The following is a 23948-nucleotide window of genomic DNA, read 5'->3' on the forward strand; positions in this document are numbered from 1 at the left end:
TTATCGATCTGGGGAGGGGTTTTTGGAAAGCTGGCAGGCCGGATTTCTGGCGATTGCGCTGGGCTATGCGCTCGGTTCCATTCCGTTCGGGATGATCCTCACCCGGATCACGGGCGCGGGCGACCTGCGCAGCATCGGCTCCGGCAATATCGGCGCCACCAACGTGCTGCGCACCGGACGCAAGGGGCTGGCGGCGGCGACGCTGCTGCTCGATCTCGGCAAGGGGCTGGCGGCGGTGCTGCTGGTCAAGGCGCTGCTTCCGGGCATGGAGACGCTGGCGGCCTTCGCGGTGGTGGTCGGGCATTGCTACCCGGTCTGGCTCCGCTTTCGCGGCGGCAAGGGGGTGGCGACGACCATGGGCGTGGCGACCGGCCTCGCCTGGCCGGTCGGGCTGGCCTATGCTCTGGTGTGGCTGGCGGCGCTGGCGCTGACCCGCATTTCCTCGCTGGCCGGGATGAGCGCGGCCATCGCCGCTCCGGTCGCGGCCTGGCTGCTGGGCTACCCCGCCTATGTCGCGGCCCTGACCGGAATCGCGGTGCTGGTGCTGTGGCTGCACCAGGCCAATATCGCGCGCCTGCGCAACGGGACGGAGCCGAAGGTCGGCGCCGGCAAGTGACGATTTCCCGGGACGAAGCCTTCGCGCGGATACGGCTGCTGCGCTCGCCCCATATCGGGCCGGTCAGCTATCGCCAGTTGCTGCGCCGCTTCGGCGATGCCCGCGCTGCGCTGGATGCACTGCCGGAACTGGCGGCGCGGGGCGGGCGGCCCTATCGCGCCGCGCCGCAAGTGCGGGTGGAGGACGAGATCGTGACGGTCCGCAAGGCAGGCGCGCGCTATCTGTTTCATGACTCGCCCGAATATCCCGCGCTGCTGGGCGAGCTGGAAAGCGCCCCGCCGATCCTGACGGTGCGCGGCGATGTCGCGCTGGCGGGCAGGCCTTGCGTCGCCATCGTCGGCGCGCGCAACGCCTCCGCCGCGGCGGTGAAGCTCGCGCGGGATTTCGCCTCGGGATTGGCGGAAGCGGGGCTGACGGTGGTGTCGGGGCTTGCGCGTGGGATCGACGGCGCGGCCCATCGCGGCGCCATGCCCGCGACCATCGGCGTGATCGCCAGCGGCATCGATGTCGCCTATCCGCCGCAGCACGCCGATCTGCAGGAGGAGATCGCGCAGCGCGGCCTGCTGATCGCCGAGCAACCGGCGGGCACCGAGCCGCGCGGCAACCATTTCCCCAGCCGCAACCGGATCATCGCCGGGCTGGCGGCCGGGACGGTGGTGGTCGAGGCCGCCCCCAGATCCGGCTCGCTGATCACGGCAAGGCTGGCCGGGGAAGCTGGGCGCGAGGTGATGGCGATCCCCGGCTCGCCGCTGGAGCCGCGCTCCCACGGCTGCAACCAGCTGATCCGCGACGGCGCGGTTCTGGTCCAGTCGCCGGATGACGTGATCGAGCTGGTGCGCGGCTTCGGCGGGCAGGCGCGCTCCCGCTTCCGGGAAGCCGCCGGGGATGCCTACGACCTGCCGGAGGATCTGGCGCAGGGGCCGGCGGATGTGGGAACGCTGCTCACCGCCGCGCCGGTCGCGGTCGACGAATTGATCCGCCAGAGCGGGGGCGGCACCGCTGCCGTCCAGCTTGCGCTGCTGGAGCTGGAGATTGCCGGGCGGCTTGTTCGCCATGCAGGCGGCCGCGTATCGCTCGCGAGCTGAGGCGATCGTCGGTTGGCGGCAAGCGGATCGGCTGAACTATTTAGAGTGAGCGTGCCATCTTGACGAACCCCATCCTGCGTCGCCACCCTCGCGCACGTACGTATACGCGTGGGAAGTTCGGAATATAAATGCAGCTCGTCATCGTTGAATCGCCGGCCAAGGCGAAGACCATCGAGAAATATCTCGGCAAGGATTACAAGGTTCTCGCGTCCTACGGCCACGTCCGCGACCTGCCGCCGAAGGACGGTTCGGTCCGCCCGGACGAGGATTTCGCGATGGACTGGGAAACCTATCGCGACAAGGCCAGCCGGGTGAAGGAGATTTCCGACGCGGCCAAGAAGGCCGATCGCCTGATCCTGGCCACCGACCCCGATCGCGAGGGCGAGGCGATCAGCTGGCACGTCCAGGAATTGCTGGCAAAGAAGAAGGCCCTGCCGAAAGAGGTGGAGCGCGTCACTTTCAACGCCATCACCAAGCAGGCGGTCACGGACGCCATGCAGCGCCCCCGCGCGCTGGACCGCGACCTGATCGACGCCTATCTTGCCCGCCGCGCGCTGGATTACCTGTTCGGCTTCACGCTCTCGCCGGTGCTGTGGCGCAAGCTGCCCGGAGCCAAGAGCGCAGGCCGGGTGCAATCCGTGGCGTTGCGGCTGATCGTGGATCGCGAGCGCGAGATCGAGGCGTTCAAGCCGCAGGAATACTGGTCGGTCATCGCCCGGATGGAGCATGACGGCACGGAGTTCGATGCGCGCCTCGTCCGCTTCGACGGCGATAAGCTCGACAAGCTCTCGCTGGGCGAGCAGGGCATCGCGATGCGGGCCAAGGCGGCTGTCGAAGGCGCCCGCTTCACGGTCGAGGATGTCGAGACCAGGCCGCTCAAGCGCAATCCCGCGCCGCCGTTCACCACCTCCACCCTGCAGCAGGAAGCGGCCCGCAAGCTGGGCTATTCCGCCAGCCACACCATGCGGCTCGCCCAGAACCTCTACGAGGCGGGTGCGATCACCTATATGCGGACCGATGGCGTGCAGATGGACCCGAGCGCGATTTCCGCCGCCCGCAAAGCCATCGCGGATCGCTATGACGGGCATTACCTGCCTGAAAAGCCGCGCCATTATTCCACCAAGGCGAAGAATGCGCAGGAAGCGCATGAAGCGATCCGGCCCACCGATTTCACGCGGGATCGCGCCGGATCGGGAGACGAGGCCAAGCTCTACGACCTGATCTTCAAGCGGGCGATGGCCAGCCAGATGGCGGCGGCGAACCTGGAGCGGACGACCGTCACCCTGCGCGATCCGACCGGCCGCCACGAATTGCGCGCGACCGGGCAGGTGGTGAAGTTTCCCGGCTTCCTCGCGGTCTATGAAGAAGGCCGCGATCACAAGGATGACGACGAGGATGACGCCAATCTCCTGCCGCTGATGAACAAGGGCGATTGCCCGGCGAAGAAGGGGGTGGAGGCCGCCCAGCATTTCACCCAGCCGCCGCCCCGCTATTCCGAAGCCAGCCTGGTCAAGCGGATGGAGGAACTGGGCATCGGGCGCCCTTCCACCTATGCCTCGGTGATCCAGGTGCTGAAGGACCGCAATTACGTCCGCACCGAGAAGAACCGCTTCTTCGCGGAGGAATCCGGGCGGCTGCTGACGGCGTTCCTGGAACGCTTCTTCGAGCGCTACGTCGCCTATGATTTCACCGCCGGAATGGAGGACGAGCTGGACGACGTGTCCGGCGGCCGGGCCGCCTGGAAGGCGGTGCTGGAATCCTTCTGGCGGGACTTCAAGCCGAAGTCGGACGAGGTGATGGAGCGCAAGCCCTCCGAGATCACCGAAGTGCTGGACGGCTTTCTCGAGGATTATCTCTTTCCGCCCAAGGAAGACGGCGGCGATCCGCGCCTGTGCCCGAAATGCGGGGAGGGCAGGCTTGCGCTGCGCGGCGGCAAATATGGCGCCTTCATCGCCTGCTCGAATTATCCCGAATGCAAATATACCCGCCGCTTTGCCCAGCCCGGCGGAGAAGGCGCGGATGGCGGCGACGATGCGGCGCTCGGCACCGACCCTGAGAGCGGCCAGGAGATTACGCGCAGGGTGGGCCGCTTCGGCCCCTATATCCAGCTCGGCGAAGGCAAGGAGGCGAAGCGCGCCTCGATCCCGAAGGATATTCCCGAACTCGATCTGGATTGGGCGATCAGGCTGCTGAGCCTGCCGCGCGAGGTGGGCGCGCATCCTGAAAGCGGGAAACCGATTACCGCCAGCATCGGCCGCTATGGCCCCTATCTGGCGCATGAGGGCAAATATGCCCGGCTCCAGTCCACTCGGGACGTGTTCGAAACCGGCATGAACGCGGCCGTCGCCTTGCTGGCCGAGGCGGCCAACCGGGGCGGAGGGCGCGGCGGTGGCGCCAAGGCGGAACCGATCAAGACGCTGGGCGCGCATCCGACCAGCGGGGGGGAAATGAAAGTGATGCCGGGCCGTTATGGCCCCTATGTCACCGATGGCGCCACCAACGCCACCATCCCCAAGGACATGAAACCCGAGGATGTGACCGAGCAGGATGCGATCCGCCTGATCGACGAACGCGCGGCCAAGGCTCCGGCGAAGAAGAAGGCCGTGAAGAAAAAGAAAACGCCCGCCAAGAAAAAGGCGGCTAGCTAGGCGGGACTTTTTCGGCTGAAAAGCGTTTCGCGGCCATGTTGAAGATACGAGACGAGGAACAGCGGGACAATGCGCTGGCGGATTCATCCGCCGGCGATGGAGCGGTGTTGCCGGAAACCGCCGGGGAAGGGCTGCCGGTTCCGCGCCGGATCTGGGCCATTGTCGCGCTGTCCTTCGGCAATGCCCTGCTGGTCATCGACGGCAGCATTCCCAACGTCGCCTTGCCGACGATCGCTCGGGAACTGGCGGTCGGCGAGGGCGTGGTCACCAATGTCGTCACCATCTATCAGATGGTGATGGTGATGGGGCTGCTCCCCTTCGCCGCGCTGGGAGATCGTATCGGCCATCGCAAGCTCTACCAGCTCGGGCAGCTCATCCTCTGCATTGCGTCCGCGCTCTGCATCTTCGTCGATGATTTCGCGTCCTTGCTGCTGCTGCGGACCGTGCAGGCGCTGGGCGCGAGCATGGCATTGTCGGTTGCTGTGCCGATTCTGCGCGAAACCTATCCGGAAAAGAGCCTGGGCGGCGGGCTTGGCTTCAACAGCGTGGTGATCGCCTCTGCCGCGGCGATGGCGCCGACGCTCGGCGGATTGATCGTTGCCTATTATCCGTGGAAGGCCGTGTTCGCGGCGGCGGCGCCGCTCGCGGTGATTTCTCTGTTGCTCGGCCGGACCCTGCCGGACCCTCACCCCAAGCCTGACCGGGCCGACTGGATCGGCGGGCTGTGGAGCGCCCTGACCGTGGGCCTGCTGATCGGCGGCCTGCAGCTTGCGACTCATGCCGCCAATCCCTGGCCCGGGGCCTTGCTGGCGGTGGCGGGGGTGGTTTCGGTCGCCCTGCTGGTGCGCAGGGAGCGTAGGCGCACCCGTCCGGTGGTGCCTGTCGATCTGCTGGCGATGCCCGCGATCGGGCTTTCCGCCCTGGCGGCGGTGGCCGCGTTCTGCGCCATCGCCGCGCTGATGCTCTCCTTGCCTTTCATGCTGGAAGAAGGGCGTGGATATGCGCCGGACGAAGTGGGGATGCTGCTGATGCCTTTCCCGCTCACCATGCTGGTCATTTCCCCGCTTGCGGGATGGCTGTCGGATCGGGTCGCGCCGACCAAGCTCGGGATTCCGGGCCTGATGGTGGCGATCTGCGGGCTTTATCTGCTGGCGTTCCTGCCCGAGGGGGTCGGCCCGGCCGGGATCGCATGGCGTCTTTCGCTGACGGCGGCCGGCTTCGGATTCTTCCTGGCGCCCAATTCGCGCCTGATGATCGGCAACGCGCCGCTGGACCGTTCCGCCGCGGCCGGCAGCGTGCTGTCCACATCGCGCCTGCTCGGGCAGACCATGGCGGCGACGCTGGTGGGCGTGCTGCTGGCGCTGGGGATGGGGCTTGGCCCGGTGCCGATGCTGGTCTCGGCCCTGCTGGCGATTCTGGCCATGGGCTGCAGCATGGTGCGGTTCCGCACCGTGCGCGCCCAGCGCCTGGCGCGGCACATGGTGGAACCGGGGATCTGAAACCGAGCGGGCCTGGGGTCTACTTCACCCAGTCCAGCCCGATCGCTTCGTAAAGCTCGCGGTTTTCGGCCCAGTTTTCCTCCACCTTCACATGGAGGAACAGATGCACTTTCACCCCCAGCAATTCCGCCAATTCCTTGCGGGCGGCTTCGCCGATCGCCTTGATCCGCGCGCCGCGCTTGCCGAGCACGATCGGCTTCTGGCTGTCCCGCCCGATCACTATCTGCTGGTGGATCTCGATGCTGCCGTCGGGCCTGGTCTGGTAGCTTTCCGGGCGCACCGCGCTGTCATAGGGCAGCTCGTCATGCAGCTGGCGGTAGAGCTGTTCCCGCGTGATCTCGGCGGCGAGCAATCTTTCGCTGGCGTCCGACACCTGATCTTCCGGATAATGCCACACGCCTTGCGGCATCAGCCCGGCAAGATGGCGCTTGAGTTCCGCCACGCCGTCGCCGGTCAGCGCGGAGATGAAGAACACCTCCTCGAAATCGACGGCGCCTGCGAATTCCTGCGCGAGTTCGAGCAGGGCTTCCTTCCTGCTCGCATCCACCTTGTTGAGCACCAGCAGCTTGCGTTCCGGCCGGGCGTTCAGCGTTTCCAGCAAGGGGCCGAGTTCGTGCCTGCGCTGCTTCACGCTGTCGACCACCAGCAGGATGGCGTCGGCTTCCTGCGCGCCGTCCCATGCCGCACTGACCATCGCCCGGTCGAGCCTGCGCCTGGGCGCGAAGATGCCCGGCGTGTCGGCCAGGATGATCTGCACGGAACCTTCCAGCGCGATGCCGAGCAGCCGTGCGCGGGTGGTCTGCGCCTTGGCGCTGGTGATCGCCACCTTCTGCCCCACCAGTGCATTGACCAGCGTGGATTTGCCGGCATTGGGGGCGCCGATCACCGCGACCACCCCGCAACAGGTTTCAGGCTCCGCTTGCGAAATGGTCACGCATATTTCTCCATGAAGGCGGCGGCCGCCGCCGTTTCGGCTTCCTGCTTGCTGGAGCCTTTTGCTTCGGCTTCCCCCACATTGCGGACCAGCACCTTGACGGTGAAGCTGGCCGCGTGGTCCGGCCCAGACCGCTCGGCCAGGCTGTATTCCGGCACCGCGCGGCGATTGCCCGCCGCCCATTCCTGCAAGGCGCTCTTGGGATGCTTGCGATGCCCGGCGCGGCCGGCGACGGCATTCGCCCAGATGCGCCGGACCAGATCGCGGGTCGGGCCGAAGCCGCGCGTCAGGAAGCTGGCGCCGAGCAGGGCCTCCATCACATCGCCGAGGATATTGTCGCTATCCGCCCCGCCATCGTCGCGGGCTTGCTTGCCCAGCCGGATATGCTCCGGCAAGCCGATTTCCCGGGCGATGCGCGCGCACATTTCGCGGCTGACCAGGGCGTTCAGCCGCTGGGAGAGCTGGCCTTCGGTATTGTCGCTCTGTTCGTAGAGCCATTCGGCGATCGCGAGGCCCAGCACGCGGTCGCCCAGGAATTCGAGCCGTTCATAGTTCCGGACGGTTCCGACGCTGCCGTGGGTCAGCGCTTCCTGCCACAGATTCTCGTTCGCGACGGGTTCGATCCCCAACCCGGCCAGGAAAGCCGCCGTTTCAGGCGTCAGGCCGCCGGTCTTCCTCAAAAGGTGCCCCCGATGCGATTCCAGCGGGCCGCGGTGAACCATGTCCAGGGCTTGAGCCATTCGACGGAGCCGTCGGTGGACCACATCACGATGCTTGCCTTGCCGACCAGATTGTCCTGCGGAACCAGCCCGATGCCGCCGCCGGGCTGGGCCGGAAAACGGCTGTCCTGCGAATTGTCGCGATTGTCGCCCATCAGGAAGATATGATTTTCAGGCACCACGACGGGGGCCGTGTCGTCCTGCGGCGTCAGGCCGAGGTCGAGCACTTCGTAGCTGCGCCCGCCGGGCAGGGTTTCCCGATAGCGGGGATAGCGGCAGACCAGGGCGCCGTCCTGGGTCCGATCCTCGAACTGGATCGAAGCGCAGGGGGTGTTGGGTGAAACCGGCACGATGAAATCGGCGATCTTGTCCTTCCGCACCGGCTTGCCGTTCAGGTGGATCACGCCGCCCACCATCTGCACCGTGTCCCCCGGCACGCCGATCACCCGCTTGATATAGTCGGTGTCGTTGAGCGGGGGCGCCTTGAAGATCACCACATCGCCCCGTTCCGGCTGGCTGGCGAAGATGCGGCCGGGTATCACCGGCAGGCTGAACGGCATCGAATATTTGGAGTAGCCGTAGGGCCATTTCGCCGCGAGCAGGTAGTCCCCGTCGAGCAGGCGCGGCAACATGCTTTCGCTCGGTATGTTGAAGGGCGAGAAGATGAAGCTGCGGAAGATCACCACGATCGCGACCAGCTTCAACAGGAAGACAGGGAAGCTGTCCTCCTTCTTTTCCCGCCTGGGGCGCGGCTCTGCCTCGGGCGAGGCGCTGACATCCGGTGAATTGTCGTTCATGGCTGTGTCCATGTTGGGCAGCGCCTTTCTCGTCAAGTGGGCTTATCGCGGCGCGCTTGACAGGAGGGTGCCTGTATCGAACCTTAAACCTGGTTCGGGCATTGCGTCATGCGTCCGAACGGGCATAGGACTTGGCTCTCTCAGGCGATCCGCGCGGATCGGAAAGGACCGGCATGAATCACAGGGCGAAGGCGGCGTGGGACCAGCTCGGGCTCTACCGCACTCCTCCTCTGGCCGAGCTTTTCCACGACCCGGACCGCCTTTCCCTGTTGTCCGCGCGGTTCGACCTGCCGCAGGGCGGCGGGATTCGCTTCGATTGGTCGAAGACCCATCTGACCGGGGAACTGCTGGCCGGTTTCGAGGTGCTGGCCGAGGCTGCCGGCTTCGCCGCCGCCCGGGCGGCATTGTTCGCGGGCGATATCGTCAATCCCACGGAAGGCCGCGCGGCCGAGCACATCGCGCAGCGCGGCCTCGGCAGGGACAGCAGCGTCGAGGAAGCGCAGGCGCTGCACGAGCGCATGAAGCTGCTGGTGGAAGCGATTCATGACGGCGCCCTGGGGGAGGTGAGGCACCTGATCCATGTCGGAATCGGCGGCTCCGCGCTCGGTCCGGCGATGACGGTGGATGCATTGGCGCGCGATCTTGCGCTGGTGGACGTGCATGTCGTCTCGAATGTCGACGGCTGCGCGCTGGAAGAAGCGTTTGCCGCCTGCGATCCGCAGACCACGCTGCTGGCGGTGGCGTCCAAGACCTTCACCACGATCGAGACGATGACCAATGCCGAAAGCGTGCTCAAATGGCTGGGTGACGGCGGGGTCGACGATCCGGGCGGCCGGGTGGTGGCGCTCACCGCCAGCCCGGAAAAGGCGGTGGAATGGGGCGTGGACGAAACCCGCATCCTGCCTTTTCCCGAAACGGTCGGCGGGCGCTATTCGCTGTGGTCCTCCATCGGGTTTCCCGTCGCGCTGGCGGTGGGCTGGGAAGAATTCGATGCCATGCTGGAAGGCGCGGCGGCGATGGACCGGCATTTTCTGGACCATGACGGCGCGGCCAACCTGCCGCTGCGCGCGGCCTTCGCCGATCTCTATTACACGCGATTGCGGGGCTGCCAGACCCGCGCGGTGTTCGCCTATGACGAGCGTTTGCGCCTGCTGCCGTCCTATCTCCAGCAGCTCGAGATGGAATCGAACGGCAAGGGCGTGACCGCCGATGGCCAGCCCGTTTCCGCGGCCACCGCGCCGATCACCTGGGGCGGGGTGGGCACGGATGCGCAGCACGCGGTGTTCCAGCTGCTGCATCAGGGCACGCATCTGGTGCCGGTGGATTTCATCGCCTCGATCGCGCCGGGCGACGGCCTCGACCCGGCCCATCATCGCATTCTTCTGATGAACTGCTTTGCGCAGGGCGCGGCGCTGATGGCGGGCAAGGCGAGCGGCGATCCGGCGCGGTCCTATCCGGGCGACCGCCCATCGGCGACCATCCTGTGCGACGATCTCGACGCGGCCACGCTGGGCGCGCTGATCGCGTTCCATGAACATCGCACCTTCGCCAGCGCCGTGCTGATGGGGATCAATCCCTTCGATCAGTTCGGAGTGGAGCTGGGCAAGGAAATCGCCCGCAAGATCGACCGGGGCGGAGAAACTTTCGACCTCAGCACCGCAGCTTTGCTCGCGGCCTCGGGGCTGGCCTGAGGCGAGAAAGGATAATTGAATGTCGGAATACGAATACGACCTTTTCGTCATCGGCGCCGGTTCCGGCGGGGTCCGCGCCAGCCGGGTCGCCGCGGCGCATGGCGCGAAGGTTGCGGTGGCGGAGGAATACCGGGTGGGCGGGACCTGCGTGATCCGGGGCTGCGTTCCCAAGAAGCTGCTGGTCTATGGCTCTCACTTCGCGGAAGACCTCGAAGACGCGCAGAACTATGGCTGGACCATCGGCAGGATGTCGTTCGACTGGCCGAAGCTGCGCGATCATGTGTTGCGTGATGTGGACCGGCTCAACGGCCTTTACACGCAGACGCTGGAGAACAACGGGGTCGAGCGCTTTCTGGAGCGTGCGACCGTCACCGGGCCGAACAGCGTCAAGCTGGCGAGCGGCCGGGAGATCAGCGCGAAATATATATTGATCGCGGTGGGCTGCTGGCCCGCCATGCCCGATGTGCCGGGGATCGAACATGCCGTCTCTTCCAACGAGATGTTCCATCTGGAGGAACTGCCCAGGCGCCTCGTGGTGATCGGCGGCGGCTATATCGCCATGGAATTCGCGGGCATCTTCAATGCGCTGGGCAGCCAGGTAACGCTCTGCAACCGGAGCGAGGCGCTGCTGCGCGGCTATGACCGCGCTCTGGTGGACAGGCTGGTCCAGATCTCCATGGCGCGGGGAATCGACATCAAGCTCAATGCCCCGTTCGAGCGGATCGAGAAGGACGAGGACGGCACGCTCCAGGTCCATGCCGGGCGGGGCGACCCGATTCCAGCCGATGCCGTGCTGGTCGCGACCGGGCGCAAGCCGAACACGGCGGGGCTGGGGCTGGAAAGCGCCGGGGTGGAACTGGGCAGGAATGGCGCGATTGCGGTGGACGATCACGGCAAGACCAGTTGCGACAGCATCTATGCGGTCGGCGATGTGACCGACCGGGTGCAGCTTACCCCGGTGGCCATCCGGGAAGGGCAGGCCTTCGCGGACACGCTGTTCGGCGACAAGCCGACCAAGGTCGATTACGACTGCATCCCCAGCGCGGTCTTTTCTCATCCGCCACTGGCGGGGGTGGGGCTGACCGAAGGCGATGCGCGCAACAAGCTCGGCAAGATCCGGGTCTATTCGTCGGATTTCCGGCCGATGAAGAACATATTCGCCGACAGGGCGGAGCGCGGACTTTACAAGATGGTGGTGGATGACACGACCGGCCGGGTGGTAGGCCTGCACATGATCGGCCCGGAAGCGCCGGAAATCCTGCAGGCGGCCGCCATTGCGGTGAAGGCGGGGCTGACCAAGGCGGATTTCGACGCCACGGTGGCGCTGCATCCCTCCATGGCCGAGGAACTGGTGCTGATGCGCTGAGGGCCTTGCGGTTCAGGCGATCTTGTAAGGAACGACCTCACGCTTGTCCGGGTCGACCAGGATCGCCCGATCGTTGGGCGGGAAGGCGCGCTGGTCGCAATCGGTGCGCGGGCACAGCCGGCAGGAAATGCCGATCCTGTCGACCCGGTGCGGGGTGTCGGGGTCCAGCCCCGCAGCATAGACGAACTCGTCGGCGTGGGAAACTTCGCAGCCCAGCGCCACGGCATAGCGGCGCGGCGCCCGGTCGAAGCTGCCCGAAGGCTTGACCAGCCCCTTGGCCATCGAGACATAGCGCACCCCATCGGGCGTTTCCGCAAGCTGGACCAGGATACGGTCGGGGATCGCCACCGCCTCATGCACGATCCACAGCGGGCACGCGCCGCCGAAACGGGCGAATTGCAGCCGGGTGGCGGAATGCCGCTTGGTGATGTTGCCGGCCATGTCCACGCGGCAGAAGAAGAACGGCACTCCTCTCGCATCGGCGCGCTGCAAGGTGGAAAGGCGCTGGCAGGTCTGCTCGAAGCTGGTGCCGAAGATGAGAGCGAGCCGGTCTATGTCATGGCGCATCCGCCGTGCCTCGTCCCGGAACAGGCGATAGGGCATCAGGATCGCGCCCGCGGCATAATTGCACAGACCGACGAACAGCAATTGACGGGCGGCGGCGCTGCGCAGCGCGGCTTCGCTTACGACCGACAGGATCTCCGCCTTCAGCGCAAGCGCGGCAAGCTGGTGCGCAAGCTGGAAGCGCCGGGTTTCCGGCGGTTGCGCGGCATCTATCAGCAAATGGCCCATCTGCGCGTCGAATTCGCGCAACGCGCCTTCGGTATGGTAGAGCACCGACACGGAAAACCCTGCGGCGAGTTGCTGTTCCATCGCTTCGGCCGATGGAGAAGGGGGCCCGCGTCTCAGGCGATTGGCCAGCCGCTCCGCCGCGCGGTCGATCGGATCGACGTAATTGTTGGCGAAGTGGAACCAGTCGCGCACTTCTTCCCAGGGCAGGCGCGCGCCGCCGGCATTGTCCGCCGCCAGGGCCTCGTCCACCATCTCCAGCCTTTGGCCGGTGCGGCGGTAGGCTTCGTGCAGGGCGATGAAGCGCTCGGCGAAGGCGGGTTGCTGCTCCGCGATGCGGGCAAGCTGTTCGGGCGCCAGCGCTTCGGCGAACAGCGGGTCCGCCGATGCTTCTCTCAGCGCGATCAGGCGCTTCTCGGTGCTGTCCGCGCCGAGATCCTGCCAATCCAGCGGAAATTCGCGCGCCAGGCGATCGAGCAGCGCGTCGCTCAACGGCCTGTCGTCATTTTCGAGCTGGGAAAGATAGGACACGCTGATGCCGAGCCGCTGCGCCATTTCGGATTGGCGCAGGGCGCGGATCATCCGTAGCGCGCGCAGCCTCTGGCCTGCGAATATCCGCCTTCTGATCGACATGGCTCCAAGGATATTTTGCAAAATGCGGCTTTGCAACTTCGCAAGTTAACACTGGACAGTGCTGTTCGCCCTCGTCATGGCCGCACGCTGCTATAGTGCCAGATCGTGAGAGGGGCCTGAATGTCCGCCAATGTCGGGGAAATGGAGCGCCGCCGCGCCGCCGCGCGGCTGGGCGGGGGGCAGAAGCGTATCGACGCGCAACATGCCAAGGGCAAGCTGACCGCGCGGGAGCGGATCAAGGTCCTGCTCGATGAGCGCAGCTTCGAAGAATATGACATGTATGTCGAGCATAATTGCACCGATTTCGGGATGCATGAGGAGCATATTCCCGGCGATGGCGTGGTGACGGGATCGGGCACGATCAACGGCCGCCTCGTGTTCGTGTTCAGCCAGGATTTCACCGTCTATGGCGGCGCGCTGTCGGAACGGCACGCCCAGAAGATCTGCAAGATCATGGACATGGCGATGAAGGTCGGCGCGCCGGTGATCGGCCTGAACGATTCAGGCGGCGCCCGCATCCAGGAAGGGGTGGCCAGCCTTGCGGGCTATGCGGAGGTCTTCCAGCGCAATGTGCTGGCTTCCGGCGTGGTGCCGCAGCTTTCGGTCATCATGGGGCCGTGCGCCGGTGGCGCGGTCTATTCCCCTGCCATGACCGACTTCATCTTCATGGTGAAGGACAGCTCCTTCATGTTCGTGACCGGCCCGGATGTGGTCAAGACTGTGACCAACGAGGTGGTGACGCAGGAGGAACTGGGCGGCGCGATCACTCACACCACCAAGACTTCGGTTGCCGACATCGCCTTCGAGAACGACATCGAAGCGTTGATGTCGGTTCGGGATTTCTTCGATTTCCTGCCGTTGTCGAACAGGGAAGAGGTGCCGCTGCGCCCCACTTCGGACCCGTGGGACCGGATCGAGGACAGCCTGGACACGATCATCCCGGCCAACGCGAACCAGCCCTATGACATGCACGAGATCATCCGCAAGACGCTGGACGAGGGCGATTTCTTCGAAGTGCAGCCAGCCCATGCCGCCAATATCATCTGCGGCTTCGGCCGGGTGGAAGGGCGCACGGTCGGCGTTGTTGCCAACCAGCCGATGGTGCTGGCGGGGTGCCTCGACATCAACAGCTCCAAGAAGACCGCGCGTTTCGTGCGCTTCTGCGACTGCTTCAACATCCCGATCCTGACCTTCGTGGACGTGCCCGGCTTCCTGCCCGGCACCGACCAGGAGCATAACGGCATCATCAAGCATGGCGCGAAGCTGCTGTTCGCCTATGCGGAGGCAACCGTGCCGAAGATCACCGTCATCACCCGTAAGGCCTATGGCGGCGCCTATGACGTGATGAGTTCCAAGCATCTGCGCGGCGATCTCAACTATGCCTGGCCTACCGCCGAGATCGCGGTGATGGGGGCGAAGGGCGCGGTGGAGATCATCTTCCGCAAGGATATGGGCGATCCGGACAAGATCGCGCAGCGCACCAGGGAATATGAGGACCGCTTCGCCAACCCCTTCGTGGCCGCGAGCAAGGGCTTCGTGGACGAGGTGATCCATCCGCATTCCACCCGCCGCCGCATTGCCCTCGGGCTTCGCAAGCTGCGCAACAAGGCGCTGGAGAACCCCTGGAAGAAGCATGACAACATTCCGCTCTGAGCCGTTCATTGCCTTTGCCTGCCTGGCATTGCTCGGCTCTTGCTCGGACAGGGCCAGCGAGGCCGAGGTGGAAAGGCTGCGGTCGGAAGTAGAGGATCTGCGCGCGGGGCTGGAAGATGTGGAGGCCGATGCGGCAGATGATGCCGTTGCCCGGAGTTGGGAGGAAAACCAGGATTGGAACGGGGAATCCCCGACCGGCCTGGCGCCGCCCATTGCCACGGATTCCTCGAATTCGAGGCAGGCATTCTCCGATCTGTCGGATCGGCTTGAGCGCGATAGGATGAAGCGGGATCTGGACGCCTTGAAACGCGATGCGGAAATGGATCGCATCGACCGGGATATCGAAGGAAGAAAAGCCGAGGCCGAGAAGCGCAAGGATGACCTCAATCGCCGATTGGGGATAGATTACTGATACCAAGCCGGGCCGCTTCCGGCGCTCAAACTCAGAAGGAACGATTGTGGAAGATATTTATATCATCAGCGGTGCGCGGACGGCGATTGGCACATTCGGCGGCTCGCTGGCCTCGCTCCGTCCCGCCGAGCTTGGCGCGATAGTAATCAGGGAAGCGATTGCCCGCGCCGGAATATCCCCCGACAGGGTCGAGAACGTGGTGATCGGCACGGTGGTGCCGAGCCAGCCCAAGGATGTCTATGTCAGCCGGGTTGCGGCCGTGAATGCGGGCGTGCCGATTGAAGCTCCGGCCATGAACGTCAATCGCCTGTGCGGTTCCGGGCTGCAGGCGATCGTGTCGGCGGCGCAGGCGATTGCGCTGGGCGAACACCGGATAGCGATTGGCGGCGGCGCGGAATCGATGTCGAACGCTCCCCACATGACCAACGCGGCGCGCAATGGCGTGAAGATGGGCAATCTCGTTTTCGATGACGCCATGCTGGGCGCGCTGCAAGACCCGTTTGAAAACGTCCACATGGGCATCACGGCGGAAAACGTGGCCGAACGCTGCGGCATTTCCCGCGAGGAGCAGGATGCGGTCGCGGTAGAGAGCCACAGGCGGGCCTCCGCCGCCATTGCCGGGGGCTATTTCAAGGAGCAGATCGTTCCGGTCGAGATCAAGACCCGCAAGGGGGTGACGGTATTCGATACGGATGAGCATGTCCGCGCCGATGCCTCGCTGGAGGCGATGGCGGGGTTGAAGCCGGTTTTCAAGAAGGATGGCGGCACGGTGACGGCCGGCAACGCTTCCGGCATCAATGACGGGGCGGGCGCGGTCGTGCTGGCGAGCGGCAAGGCGGTTTCCGAACTCGGGCTCAAGCCGATGGCCAGAATCCTGGGCTGGGGCCATGCGGGGGTCGAACCCAGCCTCATGGGGCTTGGGCCGGTCAAGGCCGTTCCGGTTGCGTTGGAGCGGGCCGGCCTCACGCTCGATCAGATCGATGTGATCGAAGCGAACGAAGCCTTCGCCGCGCAGGCTTGCGGGGTGGCGAAGGAATTGGGCTTCGATCCGGCCAGAACCAATCCCAACGGGTCCGGCATCTCGCTCGGCCATCCGATCGGCGCGACCGGCGCGATCCTGACCGTGAAGACGGTCTACGAACTCCACCGCACCGGCGGCCGCTATGGCCTTATCACCATGTGCATCGGCGGCGGACAGGGGATTGCGATGGTGGTGGAGCGGGTCTGATGAAGCTGGGCCGGATGAACCATATCGGCGTCGCCACGCCCGATCTCGACGCTTCCATCGCCTTCTACCGCGATGTGATGGGTGCGACCGACATTACCGAGCCTTTCGTGCTGGAATCGCAGAAGGTGCGGGTCTGCTTCGTCAATACGCCCGGCGAGAACGGCACGGCCGGCACCCAGGTGGAATTGCTGCAGCCCACCGAGGCGGACTCGGCGGTCGGCAAGTGGCTGGAGAAGAATCCGCTGGGCGGCCAGCATCACATCTGCTTCGAAGTGCCCGACATTCACGCCGCCAGGGCGGAGTTCGAGGCGCTGGGCAAGCGCGTGCTGGGCGAGCCGCGCATCGGCGCGCATGGCACGCTCATCTTTTTCGTCCATCCCAAGGATATGGGTGGTATGCTGACGGAAATCATGGAAACCCCGCAAGAGGCGCATTGACGAGGGTGCCGGTTTTGGCGACGGGCGGCAAACCGCCTTTTGTGCCCATGAAGTGAGAGCCGAACGGAGTGAATGGACGTGAGTGACAATCCTGCAATCGACGATTGGAAGGCTCTGGCCGAGAAGGAGGTCAAGGGCAAGGATCTGACCTGGCACACCCCGGAAGGCATAGACGTAAAGCCGCTCTATACGGCAGAGGATGTCGGCACCGATCCCGGCCTGCCCGGCTTCGCGCCCTTCACGCGCGGCGTGCGCGCCAGCATGTATGCGGGCCGCCCCTGGACGATCCGCCAATATGCCGGCTTCTCCACCGCCGAGGAATCCAACGCCTTCTACAAGCGCAACCTGGCCGCCGGCCAGAAGGGGCTGTCGGTCGCCTTCGACCTTGCGACCCATCGCGGCTATGACAGCGACCATCCGCGCGTGACGGGCGACGTCGGCAAGGCCGGGGTGGCGATCGACACACTGGAGGACATGAAGATTCTGTTCGACGGCATTCCGCTCGATCAGATGTCGGTTTCCATGACCATGAACGGCGCGGTGATCCCGATCCTCGCCTTCTTCATCGTCGCGGGCGAGGAGCAGGGGGTCGACCGCAAGCTGCTCGACGGGACCATCCAGAACGACATTCTCAAGGAGTTCATGGTCCGCAACACCTACATCTATCCGCCCGAGCCTTCGATGCGGATCATTTCGGACATCTTCGGCTACACCAGCCGCGAGATGCCGAAGTTCAACTCCATCTCGATTTCCGGCTACCACATGCAGGAAGCGGGCGCGACGCAGGTGCAGGAACTGGCCTTCACCATCGCGGACGGCGCGGAATATGTCCGTTATGGCGTCGCCAGCGGGCTTGATATCGACAAGTTCGCGGGCCGCCTCAGCTTCTTCTTCGCCATCGGCATGAACTTCTTCATGGAGATCGCGAAGCTGCGCGCCGCGCGCGTGCTGTGGCACCGGGTGATGACCAAACTCGGCGCGAAGGACGAACGCTCCAAGATGCTGCGTACCCACTGCCAGACCAGCGGCGTCTCGCTGACGGAGCAGGACCCTTACAACAACGTCATGCGCACCACGATCGAGGCGATGGCGGCGATGCTGGGCGGCACCCAGTCGCTCCACACCAACGCGCTGGACGAAGCGATCGCCCTGCCGACGGACTTCTCCGCCCGTATCGCCCGCAACACCCAGATCATCATCCAGGAAGAAACCGGGATGACAAAGGTCGTCGATCCGCTCGGTGGCAGCTACTATATCGAGGCGCTGACGCAGGAACTGGTCGACCGGGCCTGGGAGATCATCGAACGGGTCGAAGCCGAAGGCGGCATGGCCAAGGCCGTGGCGGCCGGCTGGCCCAAGGCGATGATCGAAACGGCTGCTGCCGCGCGGCAGGCCCGCGTGGACCGCGGCGAGGATGTGATCGTCGGCGTCAACAAATATCGCCTCGCGAATGAAGATCTGCTGGAAACCCTCGAAGTGGACAATACCAAGGTCCGCGAAGCGCAGATCGCCCGCATCAACAAGGTGAAGGCGGAGCGTGACGAGGCGAAATGCCAGGCGGCGCTGCAGGCGCTGCGCGATGGAGCGGCCAAGCCTTCCAGCATCGAGAACAATCTGCTGGCGCTGGCGGTCGAATGCGCGCGCGCGCGCGCGACGCTGGGCGAGATTTCTTCCGCCATGGAAGAGAGCTTCGATCGCTATGGCACCGTGCCGACCCCGGTGAAGGGGGTCTATGCCGCCCCCTATGAAGGCGACAGCCGCTGGGTGCAGGTTGTCGAAGGGGTGAAGGCGGTGGAACGCCGCCTCGGCCGCAAGCCCAAGCTGCTGGTCGCCAAGATGGGGCAGGACGGGCATGATCGGGGCGCCAACATCATCGCTTCGGCCTTCGGCGACATGGGCTTTGACGTGGTGTCCGGCCCCTTGTTCCAGACCCCGGATGAAACGGTCGTCCTTGCGCTCGAGAGCGGGGTCGATGTGGTGGGCGCTTCCAGCCTTGCCGCCGGCCACAAGACCCTGATCCCCGAATTGATCCGCAAGCTGCGCGAACAGGGCCGCACCGACATCAAGGTGATCGCCGGTGGCGTCATCCCGCCGCAGGACTATGAATTTTTGCGAGACGCGGGCGTGCAGGGCATTTATGGGCCGGGTTCGAATGTGGTCGAATGCGCGGCTGATGTGTTGCGCCTGCTGGGCCACAACATGCCGCCCGCCGGGGACGAGCTGGCGGAGGCCGCGGAATGAATATGATCGAAAGGATGCCGATGACGCGCGTTGACTGGACCCGTGAAGAAATTGCGGAACTGTTCGACCTGTCCTTTACCGAGCTGGTCTTCCGGGCCGCGCAGGTTCACCGTGAGAATTTCAATCCGGATGAAGTCCAGCTTTCCACGCTGCTTTCGATCAAGACCGGCGGTTGCCCTGAAGATTGCGGCTATTGCTCTCAATCCGCGAAGGCCGACACGGATGTGAAGGCGACCAAGCTGATGGACGTGCAGGCGGTGCTGCAGGCCGCTGCCCAGGCGAAGGATCATGGCTCCACCCGCTTCTGCATGGGCGCGGCATGGCGCAATCCCAAGGATCGCGACATGCCGGCCATCGTCCAGATCGTGAAGGGCGTTCGCGAAATGGGCATGGAAACCTGCATGACGCTGGGAATGCTGACCCCGAAGCAGGCGGACATGCTGGCCGAGGCCGGGCTGGATTATTACAATCACAATCTGGATACCTCGCCGGAACGCTATGCCGAGGTGATTACCACCCGCAGCTTCCAGGATCGCCTCGATACGCTCGACAATGTCCGCAAGGCCGGGATCAATGTCTGCTCCGGCGGCATCGTGGGCATGGGCGAGACGCGCGAGGATCGCGTGGGCTTCATCCATGCGCTGGCTACCCTGCCGGAGCATCCGGACAGCGTGCCGATCAATGCGCTGGTGCCGGTGAAGGGCACACCGCTGGGCGACATGCTAGCCGATACGCCGCTGGCGAAGATCGACGACATCGAGTTCGTCCGCACCGTGGCCGTGGCGCGGATCACCATGCCGAAGAGCATGGTCCGCCTCTCGGCGGGCCGCGAGAGCATGTCCGACGGCACCCAGGCGCTGTGCTTCCTGGCGGGCGCGAATTCGATCTTCACCGGCGACAAGCTCCTGACCGCGCCCAATGCCGGCGATGACAATGACGCGAAGCTGTTCGCCCGCCTTGGCCTCAAGGGCATGCCGGCGGAGCAGCGCGAAAAGTCCTGCTGCGCGGTGCCAGAGCCTGCCGAGTGATCGTCGCGCTTTTCCTGGCGGCCGGCGCACCGTCGGGCATGCCTGACTGGAATTGCGACAATCCCGTCGCCCAGCAGGAAATGAACTGGTGCGCGGCCCGGGAATTCGAGAAAGCGGATGCGGCTCTCAACCAGCAATGGAAGCTGACCGCCAGCGCCATGAAGGCACGGGATGCGGAATGGGATTTCTCCCAGGATAAGCGTCCCGGGCATTTCGACACGCTGCTTGCCGCGCAGCGCGCGTGGCTGACGTATCGAGACCGGCAATGCGCCAGCGAGGGATATTGGGCGCGCGGCGGCTCCATGGAGCCGTTGCTCGTCAGCACATGCAAGACCACATTGACTGAACGGCGCACGGAACAGTTGCGCTCCTTGATTGAGCAATAGGGATGCCGATGTTTGAAAAGATCCTCATCGCCAATCGCGGCGAGATTGCCTGCCGCGTCATCAAGACCGCGCGCCGCATGGGTATCAAGACGGTGGCCGTCTATTCCGATGCCGATGCGCGCGCGCCTTTCGTGCGCATGGCGGATGAGGCGGTGCATATCGGCCCTTCGCCCGCTGCCGAAAGTTACCTGATCGCCGACAGGATCATCGCGGCCTGCAAGCAGACCGGGGCGCAGGCGGTGCATCCCGGTTATGGCTTTCTGTCCGAGCGGACCAGCTTTGCCGAACAGCTCGCGGCGGAAGGCATCGCGTTCATCGGCCCGCCCGTGAACGCCATCGCCGCGATGGGCGACAAGATCGAATCCAAGAAGCTGGCCAAGGAGGCGGGCGTCAATGTCGTGCCGGGCTTCGTGGGCGAGATCGAGGATACCGAGCATGCGGTGAAGATCGCCGATGAGATCGGCTATCCGGTGATGATGAAGGCATCCGCCGGCGGCGGCGGCAAGGGCATGCGCCTCGCCTACAACGAGACGGACGTGCGCGAGGGCTTCGAGGCCACCAAGCGCGAGGGGTTGAACTCCTTCGGCGATGACCGCGTCTTCATCGAGAAGTTCATCCTCAATCCGCGCCACATCGAAATCCAGGTGCTGGGCGACCAGCACGGCAATGTGATCTATCTGAACGAGCGCGAGTGCTCGATCCAGCGCCGCCATCAGAAGGTGGTCGAGGAAGCGCCGTCTCCCTTCGTCACCCCCAAGATGCGCAAGGCGATGGGCGAGCAATGCGTCGCCCTGGCCAAGGCCGTGGGCTATTACAGCGCGGGCACCGTCGAATTGATCGTATCGGGCGCGGACCCCACGGGCGAGAGCTTCTATTTCCTCGAAATGAACACGCGCCTGCAGGTGGAGCATCCGGTTACGGAATGCATCACCGGGGTCGATCTGGTCGAGCAGATGATCCGCGTTGCGGCGGGCGAGAAGCTGAGCCTGACGCAGGATGACGTGAAGATCGACGGTTGGGCGATCGAGAACCGCATTTATGCGGAGGACCCCTATCGCGGCTTCCTGCCTTCCACCGGCCGGCTCGTGCGGTATGACTCCCCCGTGCCCGGTTGGGAAGGCGGCATCCGGGGCGTGGAAGGCACCCGCGTGGACGATGGCGTAGCCGAAGGGGGCGAAGTCTCCATGTTCTACGACCCGATGATCGCCAAGCTGATTACCTGGGGCGAAACGCGGGATGAAGCCGCTGACAAGCAGATCGCGGCACTCGACCAGTTCCGGATCGAGGGGCTGGGCCACAATATAGATTTCCTCTCCGCGATCATGCAGCATCCCCGGTTCCGCTCCGGCGAACTGACGACCGGCTTCATCGCCGAGGAATATCCCGAAGGGTTCACCGGCGCCCCGGCCGATGCCGCGCTGCTGCGCAACCTTTCCGCCATCGCGGCGTTCCTCGCGACGGCGCTGGCAGATCGTGCCCGCAATATCGACGGGCAACTGGACGGCCCGCTCGACCCGCCAGCCGAATGGCAGGTGAAGATCGGCGATGCGGCGCGCATCGTGTCGCTCGCGGAGGACGAGATCAAGGTCGATAGCGAGGCTGTGGATCTTTCCATGGCCTATACTCCGGGCGAGCCGCTGGTCGTTGCCGAGGTCGGCGGCGAGGAACTGGCGGTCAAGATCGGCATGAAACGGATGGGCTTTACGCTCACCACCCGTGGGGCGGCGCACGACGTTCGCGTGCTGCCTGCGCATATCGCGCCTCTGGCCGGGCATCTGATAGAGAAGGTGCCACCGGATCTTTCGAGATTCCTGATCTGCCCGATGCCGGGCCTGCTGGTCGCGCTGAATGTCGGGGAAGGCGATCGTGTCGAGATCGGCCAGCCGCTGGCCGTGGTCGAGGCGATGAAGATGGAAAACATCCTGCGCGCGGAAAAGGCGGGCGTGGTGAAATCGGTAAACGCCAAGGCTGGCGAGAGCCTTCGGGTGGATGCGGTGATTCTGGAACTTGAATAATGCATCTGCTGCACGATCCAAACGCGCCGCGCGCGGATGAAATCGGCTTCGAGGATTTCCTGAAGGTGGACATCCGCGTCGGGACCATCGTGGCTGCGGAGGAATTTCCGGAAGCGCGCAAGCCCAGCCTCAAGCTGCGGATCGATTTCGGCCCCGCGATCGGCATCAAGCGAAGCTGCGCGCAGATTGCTGCGTTGTATCGGCCCGATGCCTTGCTGGGGCGGCAGGTTGCGGCGGTGGTCAACTTCCCGCCGCGCCAGATCGGCCCGGCCTTGTCCGAAGTGCTGACGCTGGGTTTCGCGGATGGGGAAGGGCGTGTGGTGCTGTTCCAGCCCGATCAGCACGTGCCGGACGGCGCCCGATTATTCTGAGCGCCTGTCCGGCTGCGCTGGAACGAGCCGTGGCATCAGCAGCTTGAGAAGCGCGAAGGCGATCCCCGAAACCGCCGCAAAGCCCGCATGCATCAGCCAGAACTGCGGCTTTGGCATGGTTTCCAGCCAGCCGCCGACCCAGCCGACCAATGCGTTGCCGGCGAAGAAGGCGAGATAATAGAGGCCGATTACGGTCGCGCTGATCTGGGCCGGCGCCAATCGGGCGAACAGGGCAAGGCTGACCGGCAGCAGATGGGCGAAGCCGATCGAGTTCAGCACATGGAACATCACGGGCCAGAACAGGCCGATCTTCTCGCCGGAAGGCGTGAACGCCGCTGCCGAGACGAGACAGAGCTGACCGCCAATTGAAAACAGGGAACCGATGATGATTTTCGTGAGTTCGTCCGGTTCGCGCCAGCGCCTGCCATACCAGCGATAGAACAGGGTCACGAGCGCGAGGAAACTGACCGAAACGACCGCGTCGAGTGTCACCAGCCAGGTCGTCGGCAGCTTTTCTCCGCGAAAGGTGAGATCGAAGGCGGTGTCGCCCCATACCAGATAGGCATTGAATATCTGATTGTTGGGCATGATCGCTATCGCCATGACGGGGATCAGCAGGAGTAGCGCCGCAGTGGCGAGCCAGTCCTGCCTGGTCATGGATTCGGCGGCCTTGCGCTTGCCCGTGCTATCCGATCGGGGTGTTTCCGGTGGCAGGTATCTGCGGCCCATCAGGAAGATGACGATCGCGATCAGCATGCCGACCCCGGCCGCGCCGAAGCCCCAGTGCCAGCCGACTTTCTCGCCTAGCGTGCCGACGATCAGCGGAGAGGCGATCACCCCAGCATTGATCCCGAGATAGAAGATCTGGAATGCGTCGGCACGGCGGTTATCGCCCTCCTGGTAAAGCGCGCCGACCTGGCTGGCGATGTTGCCCTTGAACAGGCCCGAGCCGACGATCAGGCAGAGCAGCGCGAACAGGAAGCTGGCGTCGAAGGCCATCAGGAAATGGCCTGCCGCCATGGTCAGCGCGCCGATCAGCAAGGTCCGCTGGTCCGCGATCCATCCGCCGAGAATCGGAGTGAGATAGACGCAGGCGGTATAGGTTCCGAAAATCGCCGAGGCGAAGGGCTGTCCATCTATCCCGCCATAAAGCCGGCGCAGCGCCTCGATGCCGATCACATTCCCCACTCGTTCCGGCTTGAGCAGGGCGTTGGTCATGTAGAGCGCGAGAAGCGCCTGCATCCCGTAATAGGAAAAGCGCTCCCACGCTTCGGTGAACGACAGATAGCCGAGACTTTTCGGATGGCCGAGAAAGCTCTTGTCGAGGTTTCGCTCGGCGTCTTGGCGTTCCTCCAGCTCCGGAGCGGCTTGGGCGGTGGTCATCGGGCCGTCGCCCAAGG

General features: G+C 64.9%; 20 protein-coding genes. 15 read left to right on the forward strand and 5 right to left on the reverse strand.

Annotated features, from left to right (window positions below; translation table 11 throughout):
• Window positions 1-22 precede the first annotated feature (22 nt).
• The 4 genes from plsY (at window position 23) to U8326_RS04940 (ending at window position 5848) form a co-directional block, all read left to right on the forward strand.
• Window positions 23-616 (forward strand): glycerol-3-phosphate 1-O-acyltransferase PlsY, encoded by a 594-nt coding sequence (plsY, locus tag U8326_RS04925; protein WP_324742704.1) that lies wholly within the window; start codon window positions 23-25, stop codon window positions 614-616.
• A complete protein-coding gene (gene dprA, locus U8326_RS04930; RefSeq protein ID WP_324742705.1) occupies window positions 613-1701 on the forward strand; it encodes a DNA-processing protein DprA in 1089 nt (362 codons plus the stop codon). The genes plsY and dprA overlap by 4 nt, the downstream gene beginning before the upstream one ends.
• Before the next feature lie 128 nt (window positions 1702-1829).
• Window positions 1830-4349 carry a type I DNA topoisomerase gene (gene topA, locus U8326_RS04935; protein WP_324742706.1) on the forward strand — a complete coding sequence of 840 codons (2520 nt, stop codon included), beginning with the start codon at window positions 1830-1832 and terminating at the stop codon, window positions 4347-4349.
• 35 nt (window positions 4350-4384) lie between these two features.
• On the forward strand, window positions 4385-5848 hold the full coding sequence (locus tag U8326_RS04940; RefSeq protein WP_324742708.1) for an MFS transporter: 1464 nt from the start codon (window positions 4385-4387) through the stop codon (window positions 5846-5848).
• Between the two features lie 19 nt (window positions 5849-5867).
• On the opposite strand, the gene era is transcribed toward U8326_RS04940, so the two are convergent.
• Genes era through lepB form a run of 3 tightly spaced genes read right to left on the reverse strand, consistent with a single transcriptional unit; the run spans window position 5868 to window position 8298 of the window.
• Window positions 5868-6782 (reverse strand): GTPase Era, encoded by a 915-nt coding sequence (gene era / locus U8326_RS04945; RefSeq protein WP_324742710.1) that lies wholly within the window; start codon window positions 6780-6782, stop codon window positions 5868-5870.
• Window positions 6779-7504: a ribonuclease III gene (rnc, locus tag U8326_RS04950; RefSeq protein WP_324743526.1), complete on the reverse strand. Its 726-nt coding sequence runs from the start codon at window positions 7502-7504 to the stop codon at window positions 6779-6781. The genes era and rnc overlap by 4 nt, the downstream gene beginning before the upstream one ends.
• On the reverse strand, window positions 7459-8298 hold the full coding sequence (lepB, locus tag U8326_RS04955) for a signal peptidase I (protein ID WP_324742711.1): 840 nt from the start codon (window positions 8296-8298) through the stop codon (window positions 7459-7461). Before lepB ends, rnc begins: the two co-directional genes overlap by 46 nt.
• Before the next feature lie 173 nt (window positions 8299-8471).
• Here lepB and pgi point away from each other — a divergent pair, with 173 nt between their 5' ends.
• A complete protein-coding gene (gene pgi / locus U8326_RS04960) occupies window positions 8472-9989 on the forward strand; it encodes a glucose-6-phosphate isomerase (protein WP_324742713.1) in 1518 nt (505 codons plus the stop codon).
• Window positions 9990-10008: 19 nt separating this feature from the next.
• The gene (gene gorA, locus U8326_RS04965) at window positions 10009-11355 is read left to right on the forward strand and encodes a glutathione-disulfide reductase (protein ID WP_324742715.1); all 1347 of its coding nucleotides are present in this window, start codon (window positions 10009-10011) and stop codon (window positions 11353-11355) included.
• 12 nt (window positions 11356-11367) lie between these two features.
• Here gorA and U8326_RS04970 read toward each other — a convergent pair whose 3' ends face one another.
• Window positions 11368-12777, reverse strand: coding sequence for a helix-turn-helix domain-containing protein (locus U8326_RS04970; RefSeq protein WP_324742717.1), 1410 nt, complete (start codon window positions 12775-12777; stop codon window positions 11368-11370).
• A 120-nt stretch (window positions 12778-12897) separates the two neighbouring features.
• Between U8326_RS04970 and U8326_RS04975 the strand changes: the two genes are divergently transcribed.
• From U8326_RS04975 to U8326_RS05015, 9 genes are all read left to right on the forward strand, one after another.
• Window positions 12898-14430 carry an acyl-CoA carboxylase subunit beta gene (locus U8326_RS04975; RefSeq protein WP_324742719.1) on the forward strand — a complete coding sequence of 511 codons (1533 nt, stop codon included), beginning with the start codon at window positions 12898-12900 and terminating at the stop codon, window positions 14428-14430.
• Window positions 14411-14842, forward strand: coding sequence for a hypothetical protein (locus U8326_RS04980; RefSeq protein ID WP_324742721.1), 432 nt, complete (start codon window positions 14411-14413; stop codon window positions 14840-14842). Before U8326_RS04975 ends, U8326_RS04980 begins: the two co-directional genes overlap by 20 nt.
• A gap of 46 nt (window positions 14843-14888) precedes the next feature.
• Window positions 14889-16070, forward strand: coding sequence for an acetyl-CoA C-acyltransferase family protein (locus tag U8326_RS04985; RefSeq protein ID WP_324742722.1), 1182 nt, complete (start codon window positions 14889-14891; stop codon window positions 16068-16070).
• Window positions 16070-16507, forward strand: a complete 438-nt coding sequence (mce, locus tag U8326_RS04990; RefSeq protein ID WP_324742723.1) for a methylmalonyl-CoA epimerase — start codon at window positions 16070-16072, stop codon at window positions 16505-16507. The genes U8326_RS04985 and mce overlap by 1 nt, the downstream gene beginning before the upstream one ends.
• A gap of 72 nt (window positions 16508-16579) precedes the next feature.
• Window positions 16580-18748 carry a methylmalonyl-CoA mutase gene (gene scpA / locus U8326_RS04995; protein ID WP_416385512.1) on the forward strand — a complete coding sequence of 723 codons (2169 nt, stop codon included), beginning with the start codon at window positions 16580-16582 and terminating at the stop codon, window positions 18746-18748.
• 2 nt (window positions 18749-18750) lie between these two features.
• Window positions 18751-19776: a biotin synthase BioB gene (bioB, locus tag U8326_RS05000; protein WP_324743527.1), complete on the forward strand. Its 1026-nt coding sequence runs from the start codon at window positions 18751-18753 to the stop codon at window positions 19774-19776.
• Window positions 19773-20162 (forward strand): lysozyme inhibitor LprI family protein, encoded by a 390-nt coding sequence (locus tag U8326_RS05005; protein WP_324742727.1) that lies wholly within the window; start codon window positions 19773-19775, stop codon window positions 20160-20162. Before bioB ends, U8326_RS05005 begins: the two co-directional genes overlap by 4 nt.
• A gap of 8 nt (window positions 20163-20170) precedes the next feature.
• The gene (locus tag U8326_RS05010) at window positions 20171-22177 is read left to right on the forward strand and encodes an acetyl/propionyl/methylcrotonyl-CoA carboxylase subunit alpha (protein WP_324742729.1); all 2007 of its coding nucleotides are present in this window, start codon (window positions 20171-20173) and stop codon (window positions 22175-22177) included.
• Window positions 22177-22548: a tRNA-binding protein gene (locus tag U8326_RS05015; RefSeq protein ID WP_324742731.1), complete on the forward strand. Its 372-nt coding sequence runs from the start codon at window positions 22177-22179 to the stop codon at window positions 22546-22548. The genes U8326_RS05010 and U8326_RS05015 overlap by 1 nt, the downstream gene beginning before the upstream one ends.
• Here the strand turns inward: U8326_RS05015 and U8326_RS05020 are convergent.
• Complete coding sequence (locus tag U8326_RS05020) at window positions 22540-23931, reverse strand: peptide MFS transporter (RefSeq protein WP_324742732.1); 1392 nt, start codon at window positions 23929-23931, stop codon at window positions 22540-22542. The genes U8326_RS05015 and U8326_RS05020 overlap by 9 nt on opposite strands.
• Window positions 23932-23948: the final 17 nt, after the last annotated feature.

Source organism: Tsuneonella sp. CC-YZS046 (assembly GCF_035581365.1).
Lineage (GTDB): Bacteria > Pseudomonadota > Alphaproteobacteria > Sphingomonadales > Sphingomonadaceae > JAWKXU01.